The organism is Burkholderia sp. Bp9015, assembly GCF_003853505.1.
GTDB lineage: Bacteria > Pseudomonadota > Gammaproteobacteria > Burkholderiales > Burkholderiaceae > Burkholderia.
Genome location: NZ_QTPZ01000014.1, coordinates 114,348 through 133,316, shown reverse-complemented (window position 1 = coordinate 133,316; position 18,969 = coordinate 114,348). Strand labels below are relative to the sequence as shown.

The following is an 18,969-nucleotide window of genomic DNA, read 5'->3' as shown; positions in this document are numbered from 1 at the left end:
GCTTTCCTGATCGTAAGGAATAGGACGACATGCCAGCCAATGTAGTAACCGGTCGTTACCGTTCTGTGGCACGACCGTGTCCTTTCAATGACGTGTCGCCGAATTGACTTTAGCAGAAAGCTTGCGAAACCGTATGATCAAAGCCCGCAAACCCCTTCAGGCCAGCTCCGGCGTCAATACTGCGCGCAGCACGGCCTGATGGTTGCCGTCGCGCGTGCGGCTCGCGAGCCACACGATGCCGCCCTTCTTGATGCTCCAGCTGTCGTCGTTGCCGGCCATCAATTGCGCCGCGACGCTGCCGAGCGTCGGCTGATGTCCGACGATCACGACCGTCGGCGCGATGCCGTCCGGCCAGCCGGCGGCGGCCAGCACGTCATCGACGCTACCGCCCGGCGCGAGCGCATCGACGGTCCGGTACTGGTCGGTCAGCGCCTCGACCGTCTGCACGGTGCGCGCCGCCGGGCTCGCGAGGATCACGCTGTTCGACTCGAGCCGGCTGCGCAGCCATTTGGCCATGGCCTGCGCTTCCTTGCGCCCGCGGGCCGTCAACTGGCGTGCGAGGTCGTTTGCCGCGTAGTCTTCGGCTTCGGCGTGGCGCCACAGGATCAGGTTCATCATGATGTCTCCTTCCATGCTTCGACGAATGGTTCGGCCGACCACCCGCGGGCCGGACGATCACACTTCGAATTGTCGCCAATCGCGAGCGGTTCGTGATGATGTGCGCCGTATGCAAAACGTGATTGACCCGGCCACCCATTAGACGATAGAATCTTTGGCTCGTCGGAGCGTAGCGCAGCCTGGTAGCGCATCTGATTTGGGATCAGAGGGTCGAAGGTTCGAATCCTTTCGCTCCGACCACGATACACGATAAGGGTTGCAAGCCATCGCGCTTGCAGCCCTTTTTCGTTTGCTCCGCCGTGCGCCTTCTCAACCGCTGCCGCCCCATGCAGAGCCCGCGCACGAATCTTGCGGGAACACGCGATAATGTCCGCGACCCAACCCGCAACCGCGCATGAAAAAAACCGTTTTCAAGACCGCCCTGCTCGGCGCGCTGCTCGCAATCGGCGCATTCGGCACCCTCGGCGCGTCCGGCGCCGCGTCGGCCAAGTCGCTCGACGACGCGCTCGACTGCCATTCGAACGGCCACAAGTTCGTCGCGCCGCTGCTCGCGGCCGGCGACATCCAGTCGGAGCCGATGCACGTCGAAGCGAATTCGGTGAACGCGTTCCGCACGAACCATCCGCTGACCGCCTACGGCTTCGGCGTCTACGTCGTGCTCGGCTACCAGGCGAATGATCCGATCTTCCAGCCGGGCGACGGCACGCCGATCGGCAAATGGGCGTACGGCGTCGTGGTACGCGGCACGAAGAGTGCAGTCGAACAGGCCGTTCGCAATGCCGGCAGCGACGCCACCGTCAAGCAGGCGTTCCCGTTCCTGACCGCGATCGTATGCTCCGACTGAGCATGCCGCGAGGCAAGCGGCGCGAGGGCGCCGCGCCCTCGGTAGCGTCTCGTTACGCGCCCGTATAAACCACGCGATACGGAATCCCGACCTTCTCCCACTCGGCCGCTTCCTGGCTGAGGCTGTAGTCGGTCAACGGGTTCTGCTCGACCCATGCGCTCGGCAGGCGCACTTCATACCCGCCCTTCTTCATCTGCGACACGGAAATGTCCGGCAGCCCGGCATCGGTCCGGCGCCGGCACAGCAGCGCGGCGAGCCGCAGGCAAAACAGCAGCGGCCATTCGACGTCGCGCGCCTGCGACAGCTTGCCGAGCTTGCCCGCATGCCCGAGCACGAGCGCGGCGAGGCGCGCCTGGTCAGTGCGCGAGAAGCCCGGCATGTCGGCGTTGCTGGCGATATACGCGGAATGCTTGTGATACGAGCTGTGCGAGATCGACAGGCCGATCTCGTGCAGCGCGGCGGCCCAGCCGAGGAACATCCGGCCTTCCTCGCGCGCTTCTTCGTCGTCGGACGCCTCGAGCTCGTCGTAGAACCGCACCGCCAGTGCGGCGATCCGCCCGGCCTGCGCGCGATCGACGCCGTAGCGGCGCGTGAAACCCTCGACGGTCACCGCACGCATGTCCTCGTGCTGGGCCCGGCCGAGCAGGTCGTACAGCACGCCGAGACGCAGCGCGCCGTCGGTGGTGTCGACGTAGTCGACACCCAGTTCCTCGAATACCGCGAGCATGATCGCGAGGCCGCCGGCAAGCACCGGCACGCGATCGGGCTTCAGCGCGATCAGCTTCAGCCGGTTCACGTTCTCGGCCTTGATCAGCGCGCGCTTCAGGCGTTCGAGCCCGCCGCGCGAAATGCCGTGCGTGATGCCGGCGTCGTTGAAGCCGTTCGCCTCGACGAGCTCCGCGAGCGCACGCGCGGTGCCCGACGAACCGATCGCCTGGTCCCATCCGGCCTTCTTGTACTCGCTGGAAATGATCTGGATCTCGCGCTTGGCCGCGAGTTCGGCCTGCCGCATCGTGTATTCGTCGACGTTGCCGGCCGGGAAGAACGCCCGGCTATGGCTCACGCAGCCGATGTAGAGACTCTCCATCACGAGCGGCGTGTAGTGCGAGCCGATGATGAATTCGGTCGAGCCGCCGCCGATGTCGACGACGAGCCGCTTGCCCGCGCTCGCCGGCACCGAATGCGCGGCACCCGCATAGATCAGGCGCGCCTCTTCGCGGCCCGCGATCACTTCGATCGGAAAACCAAGCGCCGCTTCGGCTTCGCCGAGGAATTCGCCCGCGTTCTTCGCGACGCGCAGCGTGTTGGTCGCCACCGCGCGCACATGATCGGGATGGAAATCGCGCAGGCGCTCGCCGAACCGCTTGAGCGCCTCCCAGCCACGTTCCTGCGACGCGCGATCGAGCATCTTGTCGCTCGACAGCCCCGCGGCCAGTCGAACCGGCTCGCGCAGCGCATCGACGGGATAGATCTGGCTGCCCGCCGGCGTTTCCTCGACGCGCCCGACGATCAGCCGGAAGCTGTTCGAGCCGAGATCCACGGCAGCCAGCAAGTGGGGGGATGTAACCATCAGAAGGGGGCTCCGTGCGCGTTCGCCCGCGGCAGCCGCTCCGGCCTCGCTGGACGATCAATCAAAGGCGATATTTTAAGCGTGGAACGCTTGCCATTGCCACGCTTCACGGGCATGTACTCGGGTAGAAAGTATATGGCCGAAACATTTATGAGACGAATCGGTTCAAGCGTAGAATTTCCCGATATAAATACATTATTGTCATCAGCACGTCATCGTACCGTGAGAGTTTCCGAGCGTCCTTTCGAATCATCGCCCGAATCACCCCCTACTCTGCCGATGTCCGTCCGCTATCCGCTTCTCAATCGTGAACTCGGCATCCTCGGCTTCAACGAGCGCGTGCTGGCCCAGGCAGCCGACCCGCACATTCCGTTGCTCGAGCGACTGCGCTTCATCTGCATCACCAGCAGCAACCTCGACGAGTTCTTCGAAGTCCGGATGGCCGGCCTCCAGGAACAGATCCGCGACAACCCGGGTGCCCTGACGCCCGACGGCATGTCGCTGCAGCACGCTTACGATCTCGTCGTCGAGCGCGCGCAGCGGCTCGTGCACCGCCAGTACACGATGCTGCACGAAACCGTGCTCCCCGCGCTCGAACAGGAAGGCATCTACTTCCACGCGAGCGACTCGTGGAACGACGAGCAGCTCGAATGGGCGCGCCGCTACTTCCTCGACGAACTGCTGCCGGTGCTGACGCCGATCGGCCTCGATCCCGCGCATCCGTTCCCGCGCGTGCTGAACAAGAGCCTGAACTTCGTCGTCGAGCTCGAAGGCCGCGACGCGTTCGGCCGCCAGGCGGTGATGGGCATCGTGCAGGCGCCGCGCGCGCTGCCGCGCGTCGTGCGCATGCCGCAGGCGCTGTCGGGCTTCGAGCACGGCTTCGTGCTGCTCAGCTCGTTCATGCAACGCTTCGTCGGCGAACTGTTCCCGCAACTGGTCGTGAAGAGCTGCAACCAGTTCCGCATCACGCGCAACAGCGAGCTGTTCGTCGACGAGGACGAAATCACCAACCTGCGCGTCGCGCTGCAGGGCGAACTGCCCGCGCGCCACCTCGGCAACGCGGTACGGCTCGAAGTGTCGGCCGATACGCCCGCGCATATCGTGCGACGCCTGCTCGAGGAAAGCCTGCTCGGCGAGAAGGACTGCTACCGCGTGTCCGGCTCCGTGAACCTCGTGCGGCTGATGCAGATCCCCGATCTCGTCGATCGACCCGACCTGAAGTTCGCGCCGTTCACCGCATCGATCCCGCCCGCGATCGCGAACGCGCCGACGATGTTCGACGCGATCGACGACGGCGACATCCTGCTGCATCACCCGTACGAAAGCTTCCAGCCGGTGCTAGAACTGCTGCAGCAGGCCGCGAAGGACCCGAGCGTCGTCGCGATCAAGCAGACGATCTATCGCACCGGCACCGATTCGCCGCTGATGGACGCGCTGATGGAAGCCGCGCGCAACGGCAAGGAAGTGACCGTCGTCGTCGAGCTGCTCGCGCGCTTCGACGAGGAAACCAACATCAACTGGGCGTCGCAGCTCGAAGCCGTCGGCGCGCACGTCGTGTACGGCGTGGTCGGCCACAAGTGCCACGCGAAGATGATGCTGATCGTGCGGCGCGTCGTGCAGAACGGCAAGGCGTCGCTGCGCCGCTACGTGCACCTCGGCACCGGCAACTATCACCCGCGCACCGCCCGCCTCTACACCGACTTCGGGCTGATGACGGCCGACCAGAAGATCTGCGAGGATGTCCATCACGTGTTCCAGCAGCTGACCGGGATCGGCGGCGAGCTCACGCTGCACGAGCTGTGGCAGTCGCCGTTCACGCTGCATCCGCGCATCATCGAATCGATCCGCGCGGAGATCGACAATGCACGCGCCGGCAAGCGCGCGCGCGTGGTCGCGAAGATGAACGCGCTGCTGGAGCCGTCGGTGATCGCCGCGCTGTACGAAGCGTCGCAGGCCGGCGTGAAGGTCGACCTGATCGTGCGCGGCGTGTGCGCGCTGAAGCCGGGCGTGCCGGGGCTGTCGGACAACATCACGGTGCGCTCGATCGTCGGGCGCTTCCTCGAACACCACCGCATCTACTATTTCCACGCGGGCGGCGCCGAGGACGTGTATCTGTCGAGCGCCGACTGGATGGACCGCAACCTGTTCCGCCGCGTCGAAGTCGCGTTCCCGATCCGCGAGCGCAAGCTGAAGCGCCGCGTGATCGCCGAAGGGCTGTCGGTCTGTCTCGGCGACAACCAGTCGGCCTGGCAGATGCTCAGCGACGGCCACTACCGCCGGCGGCGCGCGGGCAAGACGATCCGCAATGCGCAACTCGGGCTGCTCGCGAAGTTCTGTTCGTAGACATACGGCGCGGTTTCGCGTGCCGCGTAACAAGCAAAAAAGCACAGCCCGAGGGCTGTGCTTTTTTCATTCCGCCGGGGTGCCGATGTGAGGCGCCGCTTCGCGTGACGCGCTCACGCCTCGAACGCGGCCGGCCGGATCGCGATGATCCGCGAGCCCGGGAAGCGCGCGGTGAACGTGCTGCCGCGCCCTTCCTCGCTCTGCACGTACAAGTGCGAGTCGTGCCGCTGCAGCACGTGCTTGACGATCGCGAGGCCGAGCCCCGTACCGCCCGTATCGCGCGAGCGGCTACGATCGACGCGGTAGAAGCGTTCGGTCAGCCGCGGCAGGTCGGCGGCCGGAATGCCGAAGCCGCTGTCGGTGACGGAGAACACGCCCTGCGCGCCCTCGCGCCGCCACGACACGAGAATCTTGCCGCCGTCCGGCGTATAGCGGATCGCGTTGGTCACGAGATTCGCGAACGCACTGAACACTTCGGTCTGCGCGCCCGTGACACCGAGCGTCTCGTCGATCGCGAACGCGATCTCGTGATGCCCGTTCGACAGCGTCTGCGCATCCTCCTTGAGATGGTCGAACACGGCACGCATGTCGATCGCGTGATCCATCGGCGGCTTGCTTTCGCCCTCGAGCTTCGCGAGCACCAGCAGGTCGGTGACGATGTGCCGCATCCGCGACGCCTGCTGCTCCATCATCTCGAGATAGCGCGCGCGATCTTCCTCGTTCAGCGGCAGTTCGCGCATCGTCTCGAGGAAGCCCGACAGCACGGTGAGCGGCGTCTTCAGTTCGTGCGACACGTTCGCGACGAAGTCGCGCCGCATCGCGTCGGTCCGCTCGAGCTCCGTGATGTCCTGCGTGAGCAGCAGCTTGCGGTTCTCGCCGTATGGGAACACCTGCACTTCCAGCACGTTCTGCCGCGAGTCGCCCATCCCGCGCATCACGAGCGTCTCGTCGTAATGCTGCGCGTTCAGGTAACGGACGAACTCCGGATGACGAACCAGGTTCGTGATGTGCTGGCGCAGGTCGCGCTTCGCATCGAGGCCGAAGTGCACCTCGGCGATCGCGTTGCACCACTCGATCTGGTCATGGTCGTCGAGCATCGCGACGCCGTTCGGCGACGCCTGGATCGCCTGGATGAAGCGCGAATGCTGCTGCTCGACCTGGCGCACCTGCGCATGCCACTGCTTCGCGAGCTTGTGCAGCCGGTAGTAGATTTCGCCCCAGATGCCCGGTGCGCTCGGCACCTCGCCATAGACGGGCGCATCGAGCAGACGCCACAGGCGTTGCGTATGGAAGGTGCTGAAGAAGCCCTGCGCGACCAGCATCACGACCGCGAACCCGAGGGCCGCGGTCGGGCCGGCGAATACGCCGACCAATACGCTGATCAGCACGAGCAGCACGAGCGACACCAGAAAGCGCGCCCAGATGATGTTCATGATTCAGCGTCCGAAAGAATGAACGGCATGCCGCGGCACACGGCATGTCCGGATACGTTACGCGTGCTTGGCGAGCCGGTAGCCGCTGCCGCGTACGGTCTCGATCATCGCATCGCAGCCGGCCGGTTTCAAGGCCGCGCGCAATCGTTTGATATGGACGTCGACGGTGCGTTCCTCGACGAACACATGATCGCCCCAGACCTGGTCGAGCAGTTGCGTGCGGCTGTGCACGCGCTCCGGATGCGTCATGAAGAAATGCAGCAGGCGGAATTCGGTCGGGCCGAGATCGAGCTTGATCTCGCTGCCGTCGCCGTGCGCGGCGACCCGATGCGTGGCCGGATCGAGGCGCAGCCCGTTGATCGACACGACGTCCTCGGTCAGCTGCGGCGCGCGGCGGCGCAGCACGGCCTTGATGCGCGCCATCAGTTCCTTCGGCGAGAACGGCTTCGTCACGTAGTCGTCCGCGCCGATCTCGAGGCCGAGCACCTTGTCCTGCTCGTCGCCGCGCGCGGTCAGCATGATGATCGGGATGTGCTTGGTCCGTTCGTTGTTGCGCAGGTCGCGCGCGAACGCGATGCCGGACTTGCCCGGCAGCATCCAGTCGAGCAGCACGAGATCGGGCAGCACGTCGCTGATCAGGTTCTGCGCCTGCTCCGCGTTGTACGCGCGGATCGGGCAGTGACCGGCATGCTGGAGATTCACCGAGATCAGTTCGGAAATCGCTGGCTCATCTTCGACGACGAGAATGTTGCTGGGCATCGGCACCTCTGTTCTTCCTATACGGAGTCGATTAACTGTTGGCTTCGCGATCGAGCGTGTCGCGCGGCTGGTGCCGCACGTCGGTGCCCTTCACGATGTAGATGATGAATTCGGCGATGTTCTTCGCGTGGTCGCCGATCCGTTCGATCGCCTTCGCGATGAACAGATACTCGAGGCCGACCGAGATCGTGCGCGGATCTTCCTGCATGTACGACACGAGCTTGCGCACGAACGCGCGGAATTCGAGGTCGATTTCCTTGTCGTCCTTGACGATCTGCGCGGCCGCCACCGTATCGAGGCGCGCGAACGCGTCGAGCGCGCGGCGCAGGATCGTCACGGCCATCTCGCCCGACACCTTGATCTCGGCGATGTTCACCGCACGCGCGGCCGGTTCTTCGATCAGGCGGCGCACGCGCTTCGCGATCTTCTCGGCCTCGTCGCCGGCGCGCTCGAGGTTCGTAATCGTTTTCGAAATCGACATCAGAAGACGCAGGTCGCGCGCGGCCGGCTGCCTCCGCGCGATGATGTTGCCGCACTCCTGGTCGATGTCGACTTCCATCGCGTTCAGCGTTTCCTCGGCCGCGATCACCTTCTCGGCCGCATCGCGGTCGAATTCGTTCAGCGCATGCATCGCGCCGACGATCTGCGACTCGACGAGCCCGCCCATTTCCAGCACTTTCGACGACACGGCATTCAGGTCCGCGTCGAACTGGCTCGACAGATGTTTATCCGACATGGTTGTGGTTCTCCGTCATCAGCCGAAACGGCCGGTGATGTAGTCTTCCGTTTCCTTGCGCACCGGCTTGATGAAGATCTTTTCGGTTTCGCCGAATTCGATCAGCTCGCCCAGGTACATGTAGGCCGTGAAGTCCGAGCAGCGCGCGGCCTGCTGCATGTTGTGCGTGACGATCACGACCGTGTAGTCGCTCTTCAGCTCCGCGATCAGTTCCTCGATGCGGCCCGTCGAGATCGGGTCGAGCGCCGAGCACGGCTCGTCGAGCAGCAGCACTTCCGGACGGATCGCGATGCCGCGCGCGATGCACAGACGCTGCTGCTGGCCGCCCGACAGACCGTAGCCGCTCTGGTTCAGCTTGTCCTTCACTTCGTTCCACAGCGCGGCCTTCGTCAGCGCCCACTCGACGCGATCGTCCATCTCCGAGCGCGTGAGCTTTTCGAACATCTTCACGCCGAACGCGATGTTGTCGTAGATCGACATCGGGAACGGGGTCGGCTTCTGGAACACCATGCCGATCCGCGCACGCAGCAGCGAGATGTCGCGCTTGGTGGTCAGCAGGTTCTCGCCGTCCATCAGGATTTCGCCTTCGGCGCGCTGCTCCGGATAGAGCGCGAACATCTTGTTGAACGTGCGCAAGAGCGTCGACTTGCCGCAGCCCGACGGGCCGATGAACGCCGTCACCTTCCCTTCGGGAATGCGCAGGTTGATGTTCTTCAGCGCGTGGAACTTGTTGTAGAAGAAGTTGAGGTTGTTGACCTCGATCTTCGCGTTCAGCGGCGCCAGCGGACGGCCATGCGACGCATCGTGCGTGCCGGCGGGCGCAGCGGTGCGCTCGACGGGATTCAGGTGGCTTTCTGCCATATTCATCGGATTGCTCCGCCGTTACTTTTTCGAGAAGATCGAGCGCGCCAGGATGTTGAGTCCGAGCACCCCGAGCGTGATCAGGAACACGCCCGCCCATGCGAGCGACTGCCATTCGGCGAACGGGCTCATCGCGAACTTGTAGATCGTGACGGGCAGGTTGGCCATCGGCTGGCTCATGTCGACCGAGAAGAACTGGTTCGACAGGGCCGTGAACAGCAGCGGCGCCGTTTCGCCGGCGATCCGCGCGACCGCGAGCAGCACGCCCGTCACGATCCCGCCGACCGACGCGCGCAGCGTGATCTTCAGCACCATGCGCCACTTCGGCGTGCCGAGCGCGACGGCTGCTTCGCGCAGCGCGTTCGGCACGAGCTTCAGCATGTTCTCGGTCGTGCGGATCACGATCGGGATCTGCAGCAGCGCGAGCGCGATCACGCCGGCCCAGCCCGAGAAGCGCCCCGACTTCGCGACGACGATCGCGTACACGAACAGGCCGATCACGATCGACGGCGCCGACAGCAGGATGTCGTTGATGAAGCGGATCGTGCTCGCCAGCAGGTTCTTCTGGCCGTATTCGGCGAGATAGACGCCCGCGAGGATGCCGATCGGCGTGCCGACCAGCGTGCCGAAACCGCACAGCAGCAGGCTGCCGGCGATCGCGTTCGCCAGGCCGCCGCCTTCGGTGTTCGGTGCCGGCGTCGATTCGGTGAACAGCTGCAGCGACAGGCCGCCGACACCGAGATGCACCGTCGTGTAGAGAATCCACACGAGCCACAGCAGGCCGAATGCCATCGCGGCGAGCGACGCGGTCAGCGCGATCGCGTTGGTCACCTTGCGCTTGCGCTGCAGGCGGTTGCGCATCGCGTCGAGCGCGGCGCCGTTCGGCCCCGGGAAATTCATGATGGGCTCGCTCATTTCTTGCCCTCTCCCTTCTCGAGACGAAGCAGCAGCAGTTTGGAGATGGACAGCACGATGAACGTGATCACGAACAGGATCAGGCCCAGTTCCATCAGGGCGGACGTATGCAGGCCCGGTTGCGCTTCCGCGAATTCGTTCGCGAGCGCCGACGTGATGCTGTTGCCCGGTGCGAACAGCGACACGCTGTCGAGCAGGTTCGTGTTGCCGATCACGAAGGTCACGGCCATCGTTTCGCCGAGCGCGCGGCCGAGGCCGAGCATCACGCCGCCGATCACGCCGGTCTTCGTATAGGGCAGCACGACCTTCCACATCACTTCCCACGTCGTGCAGCCGATCCCGTACGCCGATTCCTTCAGCAGCACGGGCGTGACTTCGAACACGTCGCGCATCACCGATGCGATGTACGGGATGATCATGATCGCGAGGATCACGCCGGCCGCGAGAATGCCGATGCCGATCGGCGCGCCGGCCGTCAGCGGACCGAGCACCCACACGTCCTTGAAGAGATGGCCGATCGGTTTCTGGAAGTATTCGGCGAAGATCGGCGCGAACACGAGCAGGCCCCACATGCCGTACACGATCGACGGAATCGCGGCGAGCAGTTCGATCGCGATGCCGAGCGGGCGGCGCAGCCACACGGGCGACAGTTCGGTGAGGAACAGCGCGATGCCGAAGCTGACCGGCACCGCGATGACGAGTGCAATCAACGACGTCACGATCGTGCCGTAGATCGGCACGACTGCGCCGTAGACATCCGAGTTCGGATCCCACTCGGATTGCCACAGGAAGCCGAGGCCGAACTTCTGGATGGTCGGCAGCGACGCAATGATGAGGGAAACGATGATCCCGCCCAGCAGCAGCAGGGTCACGATCGCGGCGAGCCGTGCGAGGCCGCCGAACAGAACGTCTCCGAGACGGCTCGGCGCGCGTTGCTGCGCGGCATCGGACCGGGAGGACGTGTACGAAATATCAGACATGGGCGCCTGTTCTGGATCGCCGGACGCCGTAACGCCCGGCCTTACCGCACACACTGCCCGGCCGGCACGACCGGGCAGCGAACCGCTGGATGGCTTACTCTGCGGCGACCGGCTTGCCCGATGCGTCCGTCACCTTCGTCTTCCACTGCTTGCGGATTTCCGTCTCGACCGATGCCGGCAGCGAGATGTAGTCGAGGCTGTCGGCAGCCTTCTCGCCGTTCTTGAACGCCCAGCTGAAGAACTTCAGCGTTTCGGCGCCCTGCTCCGGCTTGTCCTGCTTCGCGTGCAGCAGCACGAACGTCGCGCCGACGACCGGCCATGCTTCCTTGCCCGGCTGGTTCGTCAGGATCTGGTAGAACGACTTCGACCAGTTCGCGCCTGCAGCAGCGGCCTTGAACGTTTCGGTCTTCGGCTCGACCACCGTGCCCGTCGAGTTCTTCAGGGCCGTGTAGATCATGTTGTTCTTCTTCGCGTACGCCCACTCGACGTAGCCGATCGCGCCCGGCAGGCGCTGCACGAACGCCGCGACGCCGTCGTTGCCCTTGCCGCCCGTACCCGTCGGCCAGTTGACCGTCGTGCCTTCGCCGATCTTCGACTTCCATTCGTCGTTGACCTTCGACAGGTAGTTCGTCCAGATGAAGCTCGTGCCCGAGCCGTCAGCGCGGCGAACGACCGCGATGTCCGTATCCGGCAGCTTGACCTTCGGGTTCAGCGCGGCGATCGCCGGGTCGTTCCACTTCTTGATCTTGCCGAGATAGATGTCGCCGAGCACCGGGCCCGACAGCGTCAGTTCGCCAGCCTTCACGCCCGGCACGTTGATCACCGGCACCACGCCGCCGACCACCGTCGGGAACTGGAACAGGCCTTCCTTCGCGAGTTCGTCATCCTTCAGCGGCGCGTCCGAACCGGCAAAATCGACCGTCTTCGCGACGATCTGCTTCAGGCCGCCCGACGAGCCGATACCCTGGTAGTTCACCTTCGCGCCGCCGGACTGCTGGTAGTCCGCAGCCCATTTCGTATAGATCGGCATCGCGAACGTGCTGCCTGCGCCCGTGATGTCGGCAGCTTGCGCGGCGACTGCGAAAAGCGCGCCAGCCAGGCCGGCAATCGCGGTTTGCATCAATTTCATGAGACCTCCAGTGTGTGAGCGGATGACTACGGCACCGCGAAGGTTAGGGGCTCCTCATGACGATAATGTGACAATCGATGAAACTGGCGTGACAGTAACATGACTGGTTGAAAGGGTGTAGCGGGCCCGGTTCGGGCAGCAGCACAAGCGCGGCGTGGCGGGGTTGGCGGCAAGAATTGCCGGTCGGGAAGAGGCAGATCCGCGCCCGCCGATGCGGGTTGCGAGCGGATCGTATCGCAGCGCGCGCGGGCCGGAAAGCCCCTTGCCGCGGCTGTCACGATTCAGGGACGGAGGATTTCTTTGATCAGATGAAATCCGCGTCGAAAGCGCCTTCTGTTTAATAGCGCAAACCTTTGCGTCTGACGAATTGCGGCGCCCGCAGGCGCCGCATGTCGAATCACCGGGGCGGCGGCGCGCACACGGCCGGACCGTCGCGCGCCGTCGCCGAGCCGGTTCAGGCCGTCGCCGCGCGCACCGCGTCGGCGATCGCTTCCGCGTGACGCGTCGCGTCGGCCGCATGCCGGGCCTCGACCATCACGCGCAGCACGGGCTCCGTGCCCGACGCGCGGATCAGCACGCGGCCGTGACCGGCCAGCGCGCCTTCGGCCGCGTCGATCGCCGCGCGAATCGATGCGTTGCCCTTCCAGTCGGCACCCGGTTTCATCCGCACGTTGATCAGCTTCTGCGGGAACAGCGTGACGCCGTCGAGCATCTGCGCAAGCGTGCGGCCGCTGCGCTTGAGCGCGGCCAGCACGAGCAGCGCCGACACGATGCCGTCGCCGGTCGAGTGGCGGTCGAGCGACAGGATGTGGCCCGAGCCTTCCGCGCCGAGCTGCCAGCCGCGCTCGCGCAACTGTTCGAGCACGTAGCGGTCGCCGACCGCCGCGCGCACGAACTCGACGCCCTCACGCTGCAGCGCAACTTCGACCGCGAGGTTCGTCATCAGTGTGCCGACCGCGCCGTCGACCTTGCCGACGGTCGCGATGCGGTCCTTCACGAGCACGTAGAGCAGCTCGTCGCCGTTGTACAGCCGGCCGGTCGAATCGACGACCTGCAGGCGGTCCGCATCGCCGTCGAGCGCGATGCCGAGGTCCGCATGGTTCGCCCGCACCGCGCGCATCAGCGCGTCGGGCGCCGTCGCGCCGACCCCGTCGTTGATGTTGAAGCCGTTCGGCGCGACGCCGACCGGGATCACGTCCGCGCCGAGCTCGTGGAACACGTGCGGCGCGATCTGGTACGCGGCGCCGTGCGCGCAATCGATCACGAGCTTCAGCCCGCGCAGATCGTAGGCGGCCGGGAACGTGCTCTTGCAGAACTCGATGTAGCGGCCGGCCGCATCGTCGAGGCGGCGCGCCTTGCCGAGCCGGTCCGACGATGCGCATTCGAGCGGCTTGTCGAGCCATGCCTCGATTTCGGCTTCCGTTTCGTCGGGCAGCTTGTTGCCGTCGGCGGAGAAGAACTTGATCCCGTTGTCCTGGTACGGGTTGTGCGATGCGCTGATCACGACGCCGGCCGACAGGCGCAGCGCGCGCGTGAGATACGCGACGCCCGGCGTCGGCATCGGGCCGGCCAGCATCACGTCGACGCCGGCCGCCGAGAAGCCGGCCTCGAGCGCGGCCTCGAGCATGTAGCCCGACACGCGCGTGTCCTTGCCGATCAGTACCGTCGGCCGTGCACCGGCCGCGACGTCGGCCGCACCGGCCAGTACCTTGCCGGCTGCATAGCCGAGACGCAACACGAAATCAGGCGTGATGGGCGCCTCGCCCACCGTGCCGCGAATGCCGTCCGTGCCGAAATATCGACGTCCCATGGCGAACCTTCCTCCTTCGTCTTTCTGATTTCTGACTTATCGTTGCCGCGCGGCTTCGCGCACGGCGTTCCAGACCTTCAACGCATCGACCGTCGCCGCGACGTCGTGCACGCGCACGATCGCAGCTCCACGCTCGAGCGCGCACAACGCGGCCGCCACGCTCGCCGCGACGCGTTCCATCGGCGGCTTGCCGCCGATCACCGCGCCGAGCATCGACTTGCGCGACATGCCCGCGAGAATCGGATACGCGCGCCCGTCGGGCCGCGCCGGCGCCGTGTCCGGCAACGCGGCCAGCAGCGCGTAGTTGTCGTCGACCACCGCCTTGCCGAACCCGAAGCCCGGATCGACGCAGATCCGTTGCGGCGCGACGCCCGCGTCGCGCAGCGCCTGCGCGCGCGCGGCGAGAAAATCGCGCACGTCGCTCACGACGTCGCCGTAATCGGGCTCGCCGACCTGCATCGTCTGCGGCTCGCCGAGCATGTGCATCGCGCACAGCCCGCTGTTACCCTCGCGCACCGCATCGATCGCGCCCGGCTGACGGAAACCCCAGATGTCGTTGATCAGGTCCGCGCCGGCAGCGAGCGCCGCGCGCATCACGGCCGGCTTGTAGGTGTCGATCGACAGCGGCACGTTCAGCGGCCGCAACGCTTCGACCAGCGGGATCACGCGCGCGAGTTCCTCGTCGAGCGGCACGGGCGGCGCGCCGGGGCGTGTCGACTCGCCACCGATGTCGATCAGGTCGACGCCTTCGGCGATCATCCGCTCGGCCTGGCGCAGCGCATCGTCGCGCGCGAGGAAGCGGCCGCCGTCGGAGAACGAATCGGGGGTGGCGTTCAGAATGCCCATCACGAGCGGGCGCTCGAACGTCAGGGAGAAACGGCCGCACTGCAGCGGCGCTGGAATGGATGCTGAAACAGCGGAATCGGGCACGGGCGGGAGGCGTTGATGAATGCAAAACGGGCCGGTGTGAAGCCACACCAGCCCGTGAACGGTGCTACGGCGAAGGTCAGGCCGGCGAAGCAGGCGCCGGCGCGTTGCCGGGCTTCACTTCGGCGGTGGTGCCGCCGCCCGACGAATCGCCGCCGACAGCCGGCGAACTCTTCGGCGAGCGCGGCGGACGCCCTTCCATGATGTCGTTGATCTGATCGGCGTCGATCGTTTCCCACTCCATCAGCGCGGCCGTCATTGCCTCCACCTTGTCGCGGTTCTCTTCAAGCAGGCGGCGTGCAAGGCCGTACTGTTCGTCGAGCACGCGGCGGATTTCGCCGTCGACCTTCTGCTGCGTCGCTTCCGAGATCGTGCGCGTGAAGCCTCGGCCGAACGGGCCGTTGTCGCTCTCGTCGTCGACGTAGACCATCGGCCCGAGCGCGTCGGTCATGCCGAAACGGGCCACCATCGCGCGTGCCGTCTGCGTGGCCTTGTTGAAGTCGTCCGACGCGCCGGTGCTGATCAGGTTCAGGAACAGCTCCTCGGCCACGCGGCCGCCGAACAGGATCGCCAGGCGGTCGAGCAGGTAATCCTTCGAATACGTCTCGTTGTCATGCTCCGGCAGCTGCCACGTGACGCCCAGCGCGCGACCGCGCGGGATGATCGTGACCTTGTGTACCGGATCGGCCTTCGGCAGCAGCTTCGCGATCACCGCGTGGCCCGACTCGTGGTAAGCCGTGGCGCGCTTCGCTTCCTCGCGAATCACCGCCGACTTGCGCTCCGGACCCATGAAGATCTTGTCCTTCGCGTCCTCGAAATCCTGCATCTCGACGATGCGCTTGCCGCGGCGGGCGGCGAACAGCGCCGCTTCGTTCACGAGGTTCGCGAGATCGGCGCCCGAGAAGCCCGGCGTGCCGCGCGCGATGACCGCTGCGTCGACGTCGTTCGCGATCGGCACCTTGCGCAGGTGCACGCGCATGATCTGCTCGCGGCCGCGGATGTCCGGCAGGCCGACATAGACCTGGCGGTCGAAACGACCCGGACGCAGCAGCGCCTTGTCGAGCACGTCGGAACGGTTGGTCGCGGCGATCACGATCACGCCCGAGTTCGCTTCGAAGCCGTCCATCTCGACCAGCATCTGGTTCAGCGTCTGCTCGCGCTCGTCGTTGCCGCCGCCCATGCCGGCGCCGCGATGACGGCCGACCGCGTCGATTTCGTCGATGAACACGATGCACGGCGCGTGCTTCTTCGCCTGCTCGAACATGTCGCGCACACGGGCCGCGCCGACGCCGACGAACATTTCGACGAAATCGGAGCCCGAGATGCTGAAGAACGGCACCTTCGCTTCACCGGCGATCGCGCGGGCCAGCAGCGTCTTGCCGGTACCCGGAGGGCCGACGAGCAGCACGCCGCGCGGAATGCGACCGCCCAGCTTCTGGAATTTCTGCGGGTCGCGCAGGAAGTCGACGAGCTCGGACACTTCCTCCTTCGCTTCGTCGCAGCCCGCGACGTCGGAGAAGTTCACCGCGTTGTTGTTCTCGTCGATCAGCCGCGCGCGCGATTTCCCGAACGAGAATGCGCCGCCTTTGCCGCCTCCCTGCATCTGCCTCATCATGTAGAACCAGAACACGATGATCAGGATCGTCGGCCCGAGGTAGTACAGCGCGGACATCAGCGCGTTCGGCTCGTCGTCGGCCTTGCCGCTGACCTGCACGCCGTACTTCATCAGATCGCCGACCATCCAGATGTCGCCGGGCGACACGATCTGGTATTTCTGGCCATCAGCCGGAGTGACGGTGAGGTTGCGCCCCTGAACGATGACGTTCTTGACCTTGCCGTTCTTGGCGTCGTCCATGAACTGCGAATAGGACACACCTTCCTGGACGCGGGGCTTGTCGAACTGCTTGAACACCGTAAACAGCACCAGTGCGATCACCAGCCACACTGCTGCCTTCGAAAACATATTGTTGTTCAAAGCACCACTCCTTCACTCGTAGACGAGCGCCTACATTTTCCTTGCGGCGCTCCTCGGTCATTCTAATCCAGTCCGACCACCCCTGCCATAAGGATTGACAACCGCCGCGATAGCGCTTCGCTTGTCTGGCAAGGGCCGGAGCCCGTTTGCGGCACGCCGCTGCGCGTCAGCGCGGATGCTTCAGATGCCGACCCAAAATGAACGTTTCGGACGATTTGTCGCGGGACGCCTTCGGCTTGCGCGGCGCGACAGTCTTAAACTGCTGTTTGAACTTTTCGACGATCTGGCTGTAGCCGCTGCCGTGAAAGCACTTCACGAGCAGCGCACCGTCCGGCTTCAGATGATTCTGCGCGAATTCGAGCGCCAGATCGCACAGATGCTCGATGCGCGCCGCGTCCGCCGAGGCCACGCCGGAGAGGTTGGGGGCCATGTCGGAAATAACAAGGTCCACCGCGCGACCTTCGAGCACTTCTTCGAGCCGGTGGAGGACGTCGTCCTCGCGGAAATCGCCCTGCAGGAAGTGGACGTCGGCGATCGGCTCCATCGGCAGGATGTCGAGCGCCACGATCGTGCCGTCGATGCCGCCTTCGCGCTCCGCGTCGCGCTTCTTGCCCTGCGCGAGCTTGTTGCGGGCATACTGGCTCCAGCTGCCCGGCGTCGCGCCGAGGTCGACGATCACCTGGCCCGGACGGATCAGCTTGTCCTGCTCGTCGATTTCCTTCAGCTTGTACGCGGCGCGCGCGCGATAGCCCTCCCGCTGCGCCATTTTGACGTACGGGTCGTTGATGTGGTCGTGCAGCCAGTGCTGGTTAAAGCGGTTTTTTGCCATTCGAGAGAGAGATTGCTGCTATTTGCTTCGTGAAGCCGTGCTTTTGGCGGATAATACGCGTCTTCTTCGCGCGGCTGCGGCCCCTTCCGGGCCCAAGCCGCGATTTTACGTGGTTTCGGCGCGCGGCTGATGCGGTAACTTCCCGCGATTCGCTTCTGACGCAGCGCGCCCCTATTTAGATTTCGACATTTCCATGCCCGCCCTTTCGCTTTCCCCCGCCGAGCGCTCCGCGCTGCGCTCCCAGGCCCATGCGCTCAAGCCCGTCGTGCTGATCGGCGCCGAAGGGCTCACCGACGCCGTGCTGAAGGAAATCAAGGTGCACCTCGCTGCGCACCAGTTGATCAAGATCCGTGTGTTCGGTGACGAGCGCGACGAGCGCGTCGCCATTTACGACGAGATCTGCGACCGCCTGAACGCGGCGCCGATCCAGCACATCGGCAAGCTGCTGGTGATCTGGAAGCCCGAGGCTGCCGTGACGGCCCCGGCCCGCGGCCGTCGTGCCGGCGCGCTGCCGAGCGCGGCCGAAGCCGTCGACGACAAGAAAGGCCGTGCACCGCGCACCGTCAAGGTCGTCAAGGTGTCGCCGAACGCGAGCCCGGTGCGCCGTCCGCGGCCGGTGAAGGTCACGGTGCGCGGCAACGAGCGCGTGACGGCAGGCGGCACGGTGAAGCGCGCGAAAAAGCGTCAGGCCAGCACGAAGCGGCCGCACCAGGGCAAGTAATCCCGCCGCGCGGCACGGGGCACCCCGTGCCGCGTTGCCCGCGCGGCGCTCAGGCCATTCAGGCGTCTTGCGCCGGCAGACGCCAGATCAGCATCAGCCCCAGCACGCTCTCGACGAGATAGAACAGGCTCGAGACGCCGTGCAGCATCCCGAAGCGGCTCGCATACGGCGAGTTCGCGATATCGGTGCCCGCCTCCATCGCGGCCACCCGCAGCGCGTTCATGAACGGCTGCAACGCAAAATACCCGACCAGCACGCACGCGACCATCGCCGCGACGATCCAGCGCACGCGACGATAATCGCCGCTGCCGCGCCGCACCTGCTGGTTCGACAGCGCGAGCAGCAGCACGCCGCATACCACACCGAGGATCGCCTCGATGCGGAACAGCTGGGCGGCGACCGAGCCGGCCGTCATCCGCTCCAGCGTCCGGAACAGCACGGGCGCGACCGCATACCCGATCGTCAGCAGGCTGCCGACCCACACGGCCGACAGCAGACGGAACACGCGATGCGGCATCA

The 18,969-nt window shown here is 65.5% G+C and carries 17 protein-coding genes and 1 tRNA gene; 4 read left to right on the top strand and 14 right to left on the bottom strand.

Going from position 1 to position 18,969, the window contains the following annotated elements; translation table 11 throughout:
• Positions 1–156: 156 nt before the first annotated feature.
• Entirely contained in the window at positions 157–618 is a 462-nt protein-coding gene (gene sixA / locus DIE12_RS17210; RefSeq protein WP_044844883.1) for a phosphohistidine phosphatase SixA, read from the bottom strand.
• Between the two features lie 163 nt (positions 619–781).
• Here sixA and DIE12_RS17205 point away from each other — a divergent pair.
• Together DIE12_RS17205 and DIE12_RS17200 are read left to right on the top strand one after the other, a co-directional pair.
• Positions 782–858 (top strand) — tRNA-Pro (locus DIE12_RS17205).
• Positions 859–1,012: 154 nt separating this feature from the next.
• A complete protein-coding gene (locus DIE12_RS17200) occupies positions 1,013–1,462 on the top strand; it encodes a hypothetical protein (protein ID WP_124487591.1) in 450 nt (149 codons plus the stop codon).
• A 52-nt stretch (positions 1,463–1,514) separates the two neighbouring features.
• Here DIE12_RS17200 and ppx read toward each other — a convergent pair whose 3' ends face one another.
• On the bottom strand, positions 1,515–3,032 hold the full coding sequence (gene ppx, locus DIE12_RS17195; protein WP_124487590.1) for an exopolyphosphatase: 1,518 nt from the start codon (positions 3,030–3,032) through the stop codon (positions 1,515–1,517).
• A gap of 279 nt (positions 3,033–3,311) precedes the next feature.
• Here ppx and ppk1 point away from each other — a divergent pair, with 279 nt between their 5' ends.
• Positions 3,312–5,375 carry a polyphosphate kinase 1 gene (ppk1, locus tag DIE12_RS17190; RefSeq protein ID WP_044844886.1) on the top strand — a complete coding sequence of 688 codons (2,064 nt, stop codon included), beginning with the start codon at positions 3,312–3,314 and terminating at the stop codon, positions 5,373–5,375.
• A gap of 113 nt (positions 5,376–5,488) precedes the next feature.
• Here the strand turns inward: ppk1 and phoR are convergent, their stop codons facing one another.
• From phoR to DIE12_RS17130, 11 genes are all read right to left on the bottom strand, one after another.
• Positions 5,489–6,808 carry a phosphate regulon sensor histidine kinase PhoR gene (gene phoR / locus DIE12_RS17185; RefSeq protein WP_124487589.1) on the bottom strand — a complete coding sequence of 440 codons (1,320 nt, stop codon included), beginning with the start codon at positions 6,806–6,808 and terminating at the stop codon, positions 5,489–5,491.
• Between the two features lie 57 nt (positions 6,809–6,865).
• Positions 6,866–7,567, bottom strand: coding sequence for a phosphate regulon transcriptional regulator PhoB (gene phoB / locus DIE12_RS17180; protein WP_006750313.1), 702 nt, complete (start codon positions 7,565–7,567; stop codon positions 6,866–6,868).
• Positions 7,568–7,598: 31 nt separating this feature from the next.
• A complete protein-coding gene (gene phoU, locus DIE12_RS17175; RefSeq protein ID WP_044844888.1) occupies positions 7,599–8,303 on the bottom strand; it encodes a phosphate signaling complex protein PhoU in 705 nt (234 codons plus the stop codon).
• Positions 8,304–8,321: 18 nt separating this feature from the next.
• On the bottom strand, positions 8,322–9,170 hold the full coding sequence (pstB, locus tag DIE12_RS17170; RefSeq protein ID WP_124487588.1) for a phosphate ABC transporter ATP-binding protein PstB: 849 nt from the start codon (positions 9,168–9,170) through the stop codon (positions 8,322–8,324).
• 15 nt (positions 9,171–9,185) lie between these two features.
• Entirely contained in the window at positions 9,186–10,079 is an 894-nt protein-coding gene (pstA, locus tag DIE12_RS17165) for a phosphate ABC transporter permease PstA (protein WP_124487587.1), read from the bottom strand.
• Entirely contained in the window at positions 10,076–11,059 is a 984-nt protein-coding gene (pstC, locus tag DIE12_RS17160; RefSeq protein WP_044844890.1) for a phosphate ABC transporter permease PstC, read from the bottom strand. Before pstC ends, pstA begins: the two co-directional genes overlap by 4 nt.
• A gap of 94 nt (positions 11,060–11,153) precedes the next feature.
• Complete coding sequence (gene pstS / locus DIE12_RS17155) at positions 11,154–12,188, bottom strand: phosphate ABC transporter substrate-binding protein PstS (protein WP_124487586.1); 1,035 nt, start codon at positions 12,186–12,188, stop codon at positions 11,154–11,156.
• Between the two features lie 454 nt (positions 12,189–12,642).
• Positions 12,643–13,998 carry a phosphoglucosamine mutase gene (gene glmM / locus DIE12_RS17145; protein ID WP_044844892.1) on the bottom strand — a complete coding sequence of 452 codons (1,356 nt, stop codon included), beginning with the start codon at positions 13,996–13,998 and terminating at the stop codon, positions 12,643–12,645.
• Between the two features lie 36 nt (positions 13,999–14,034).
• Positions 14,035–14,976 carry a dihydropteroate synthase gene (gene folP / locus DIE12_RS17140; RefSeq protein WP_124487585.1) on the bottom strand — a complete coding sequence of 314 codons (942 nt, stop codon included), beginning with the start codon at positions 14,974–14,976 and terminating at the stop codon, positions 14,035–14,037.
• Between the two features lie 28 nt (positions 14,977–15,004).
• Positions 15,005–16,900 carry an ATP-dependent zinc metalloprotease FtsH gene (gene ftsH, locus DIE12_RS17135; RefSeq protein WP_044844894.1) on the bottom strand — a complete coding sequence of 632 codons (1,896 nt, stop codon included), beginning with the start codon at positions 16,898–16,900 and terminating at the stop codon, positions 15,005–15,007.
• Between the two features lie 166 nt (positions 16,901–17,066).
• Positions 17,067–17,729, bottom strand: coding sequence for an RlmE family RNA methyltransferase (locus tag DIE12_RS17130; protein ID WP_124487584.1), 663 nt, complete (start codon positions 17,727–17,729; stop codon positions 17,067–17,069).
• 193 nt (positions 17,730–17,922) lie between these two features.
• On the opposite strand from DIE12_RS17130, the gene DIE12_RS17125 reads away from it, so the two are divergent.
• Positions 17,923–18,450: a YhbY family RNA-binding protein gene (locus DIE12_RS17125; RefSeq protein WP_124487583.1), complete on the top strand. Its 528-nt coding sequence runs from the start codon at positions 17,923–17,925 to the stop codon at positions 18,448–18,450.
• A 58-nt stretch (positions 18,451–18,508) separates the two neighbouring features.
• On the opposite strand, the gene DIE12_RS17120 is transcribed toward DIE12_RS17125, so the two are convergent.
• On the bottom strand, positions 18,509–18,967 hold the full coding sequence (locus tag DIE12_RS17120) for a DUF4149 domain-containing protein (protein ID WP_044844897.1): 459 nt from the start codon (positions 18,965–18,967) through the stop codon (positions 18,509–18,511).
• Between the last annotated feature and the right edge of the window lie 2 nt (positions 18,968–18,969).

Bases quoted from the DNA above. Each gene is read 5' to 3' on its own strand.
- sixA (WP_044844883.1), bottom strand. From the start codon at position 618: ATGATGAACCTGATCCTGTGGCGCCACGCCGAAGCCGAAGACTACGCG.
- DIE12_RS17200 (WP_124487591.1), top strand. From the start codon at position 1,013: ATGAAAAAAACCGTTTTCAAGACCGCCCTGCTCGGCGCGCTGCTCGCA.
- ppx (WP_124487590.1), bottom strand. From the start codon at position 3,032: ATGGTTACATCCCCCCACTTGCTGGCTGCCGTGGATCTCGGCTCGAAC.
- ppk1 (WP_044844886.1), top strand. From the start codon at position 3,312: ATGTCCGTCCGCTATCCGCTTCTCAATCGTGAACTCGGCATCCTCGGC.
- phoR (WP_124487589.1), bottom strand. From the start codon at position 6,808: ATGAACATCATCTGGGCGCGCTTTCTGGTGTCGCTCGTGCTGCTCGTG.
- phoB (WP_006750313.1), bottom strand. From the start codon at position 7,567: ATGCCCAGCAACATTCTCGTCGTCGAAGATGAGCCAGCGATTTCCGAA.
- phoU (WP_044844888.1), bottom strand. From the start codon at position 8,303: ATGTCGGATAAACATCTGTCGAGCCAGTTCGACGCGGACCTGAATGCC.
- pstB (WP_124487588.1), bottom strand. From the start codon at position 9,170: ATGAATATGGCAGAAAGCCACCTGAATCCCGTCGAGCGCACCGCTGCG.
- pstA (WP_124487587.1), bottom strand. From the start codon at position 10,079: ATGAGCGAGCCCATCATGAATTTCCCGGGGCCGAACGGCGCCGCGCTC.
- pstC (WP_044844890.1), bottom strand. From the start codon at position 11,059: ATGTCTGATATTTCGTACACGTCCTCCCGGTCCGATGCCGCGCAGCAA.
- pstS (WP_124487586.1), bottom strand. From the start codon at position 12,188: ATGAAATTGATGCAAACCGCGATTGCCGGCCTGGCTGGCGCGCTTTTC.
- glmM (WP_044844892.1), bottom strand. From the start codon at position 13,998: ATGGGACGTCGATATTTCGGCACGGACGGCATTCGCGGCACGGTGGGC.
- DIE12_RS17130 (WP_124487584.1), bottom strand. From the start codon at position 17,729: ATGGCAAAAAACCGCTTTAACCAGCACTGGCTGCACGACCACATCAAC.
- DIE12_RS17125 (WP_124487583.1), top strand. From the start codon at position 17,923: ATGCCCGCCCTTTCGCTTTCCCCCGCCGAGCGCTCCGCGCTGCGCTCC.
- DIE12_RS17120 (WP_044844897.1), bottom strand. From the start codon at position 18,967: ATGCCGCATCGCGTGTTCCGTCTGCTGTCGGCCGTGTGGGTCGGCAGC.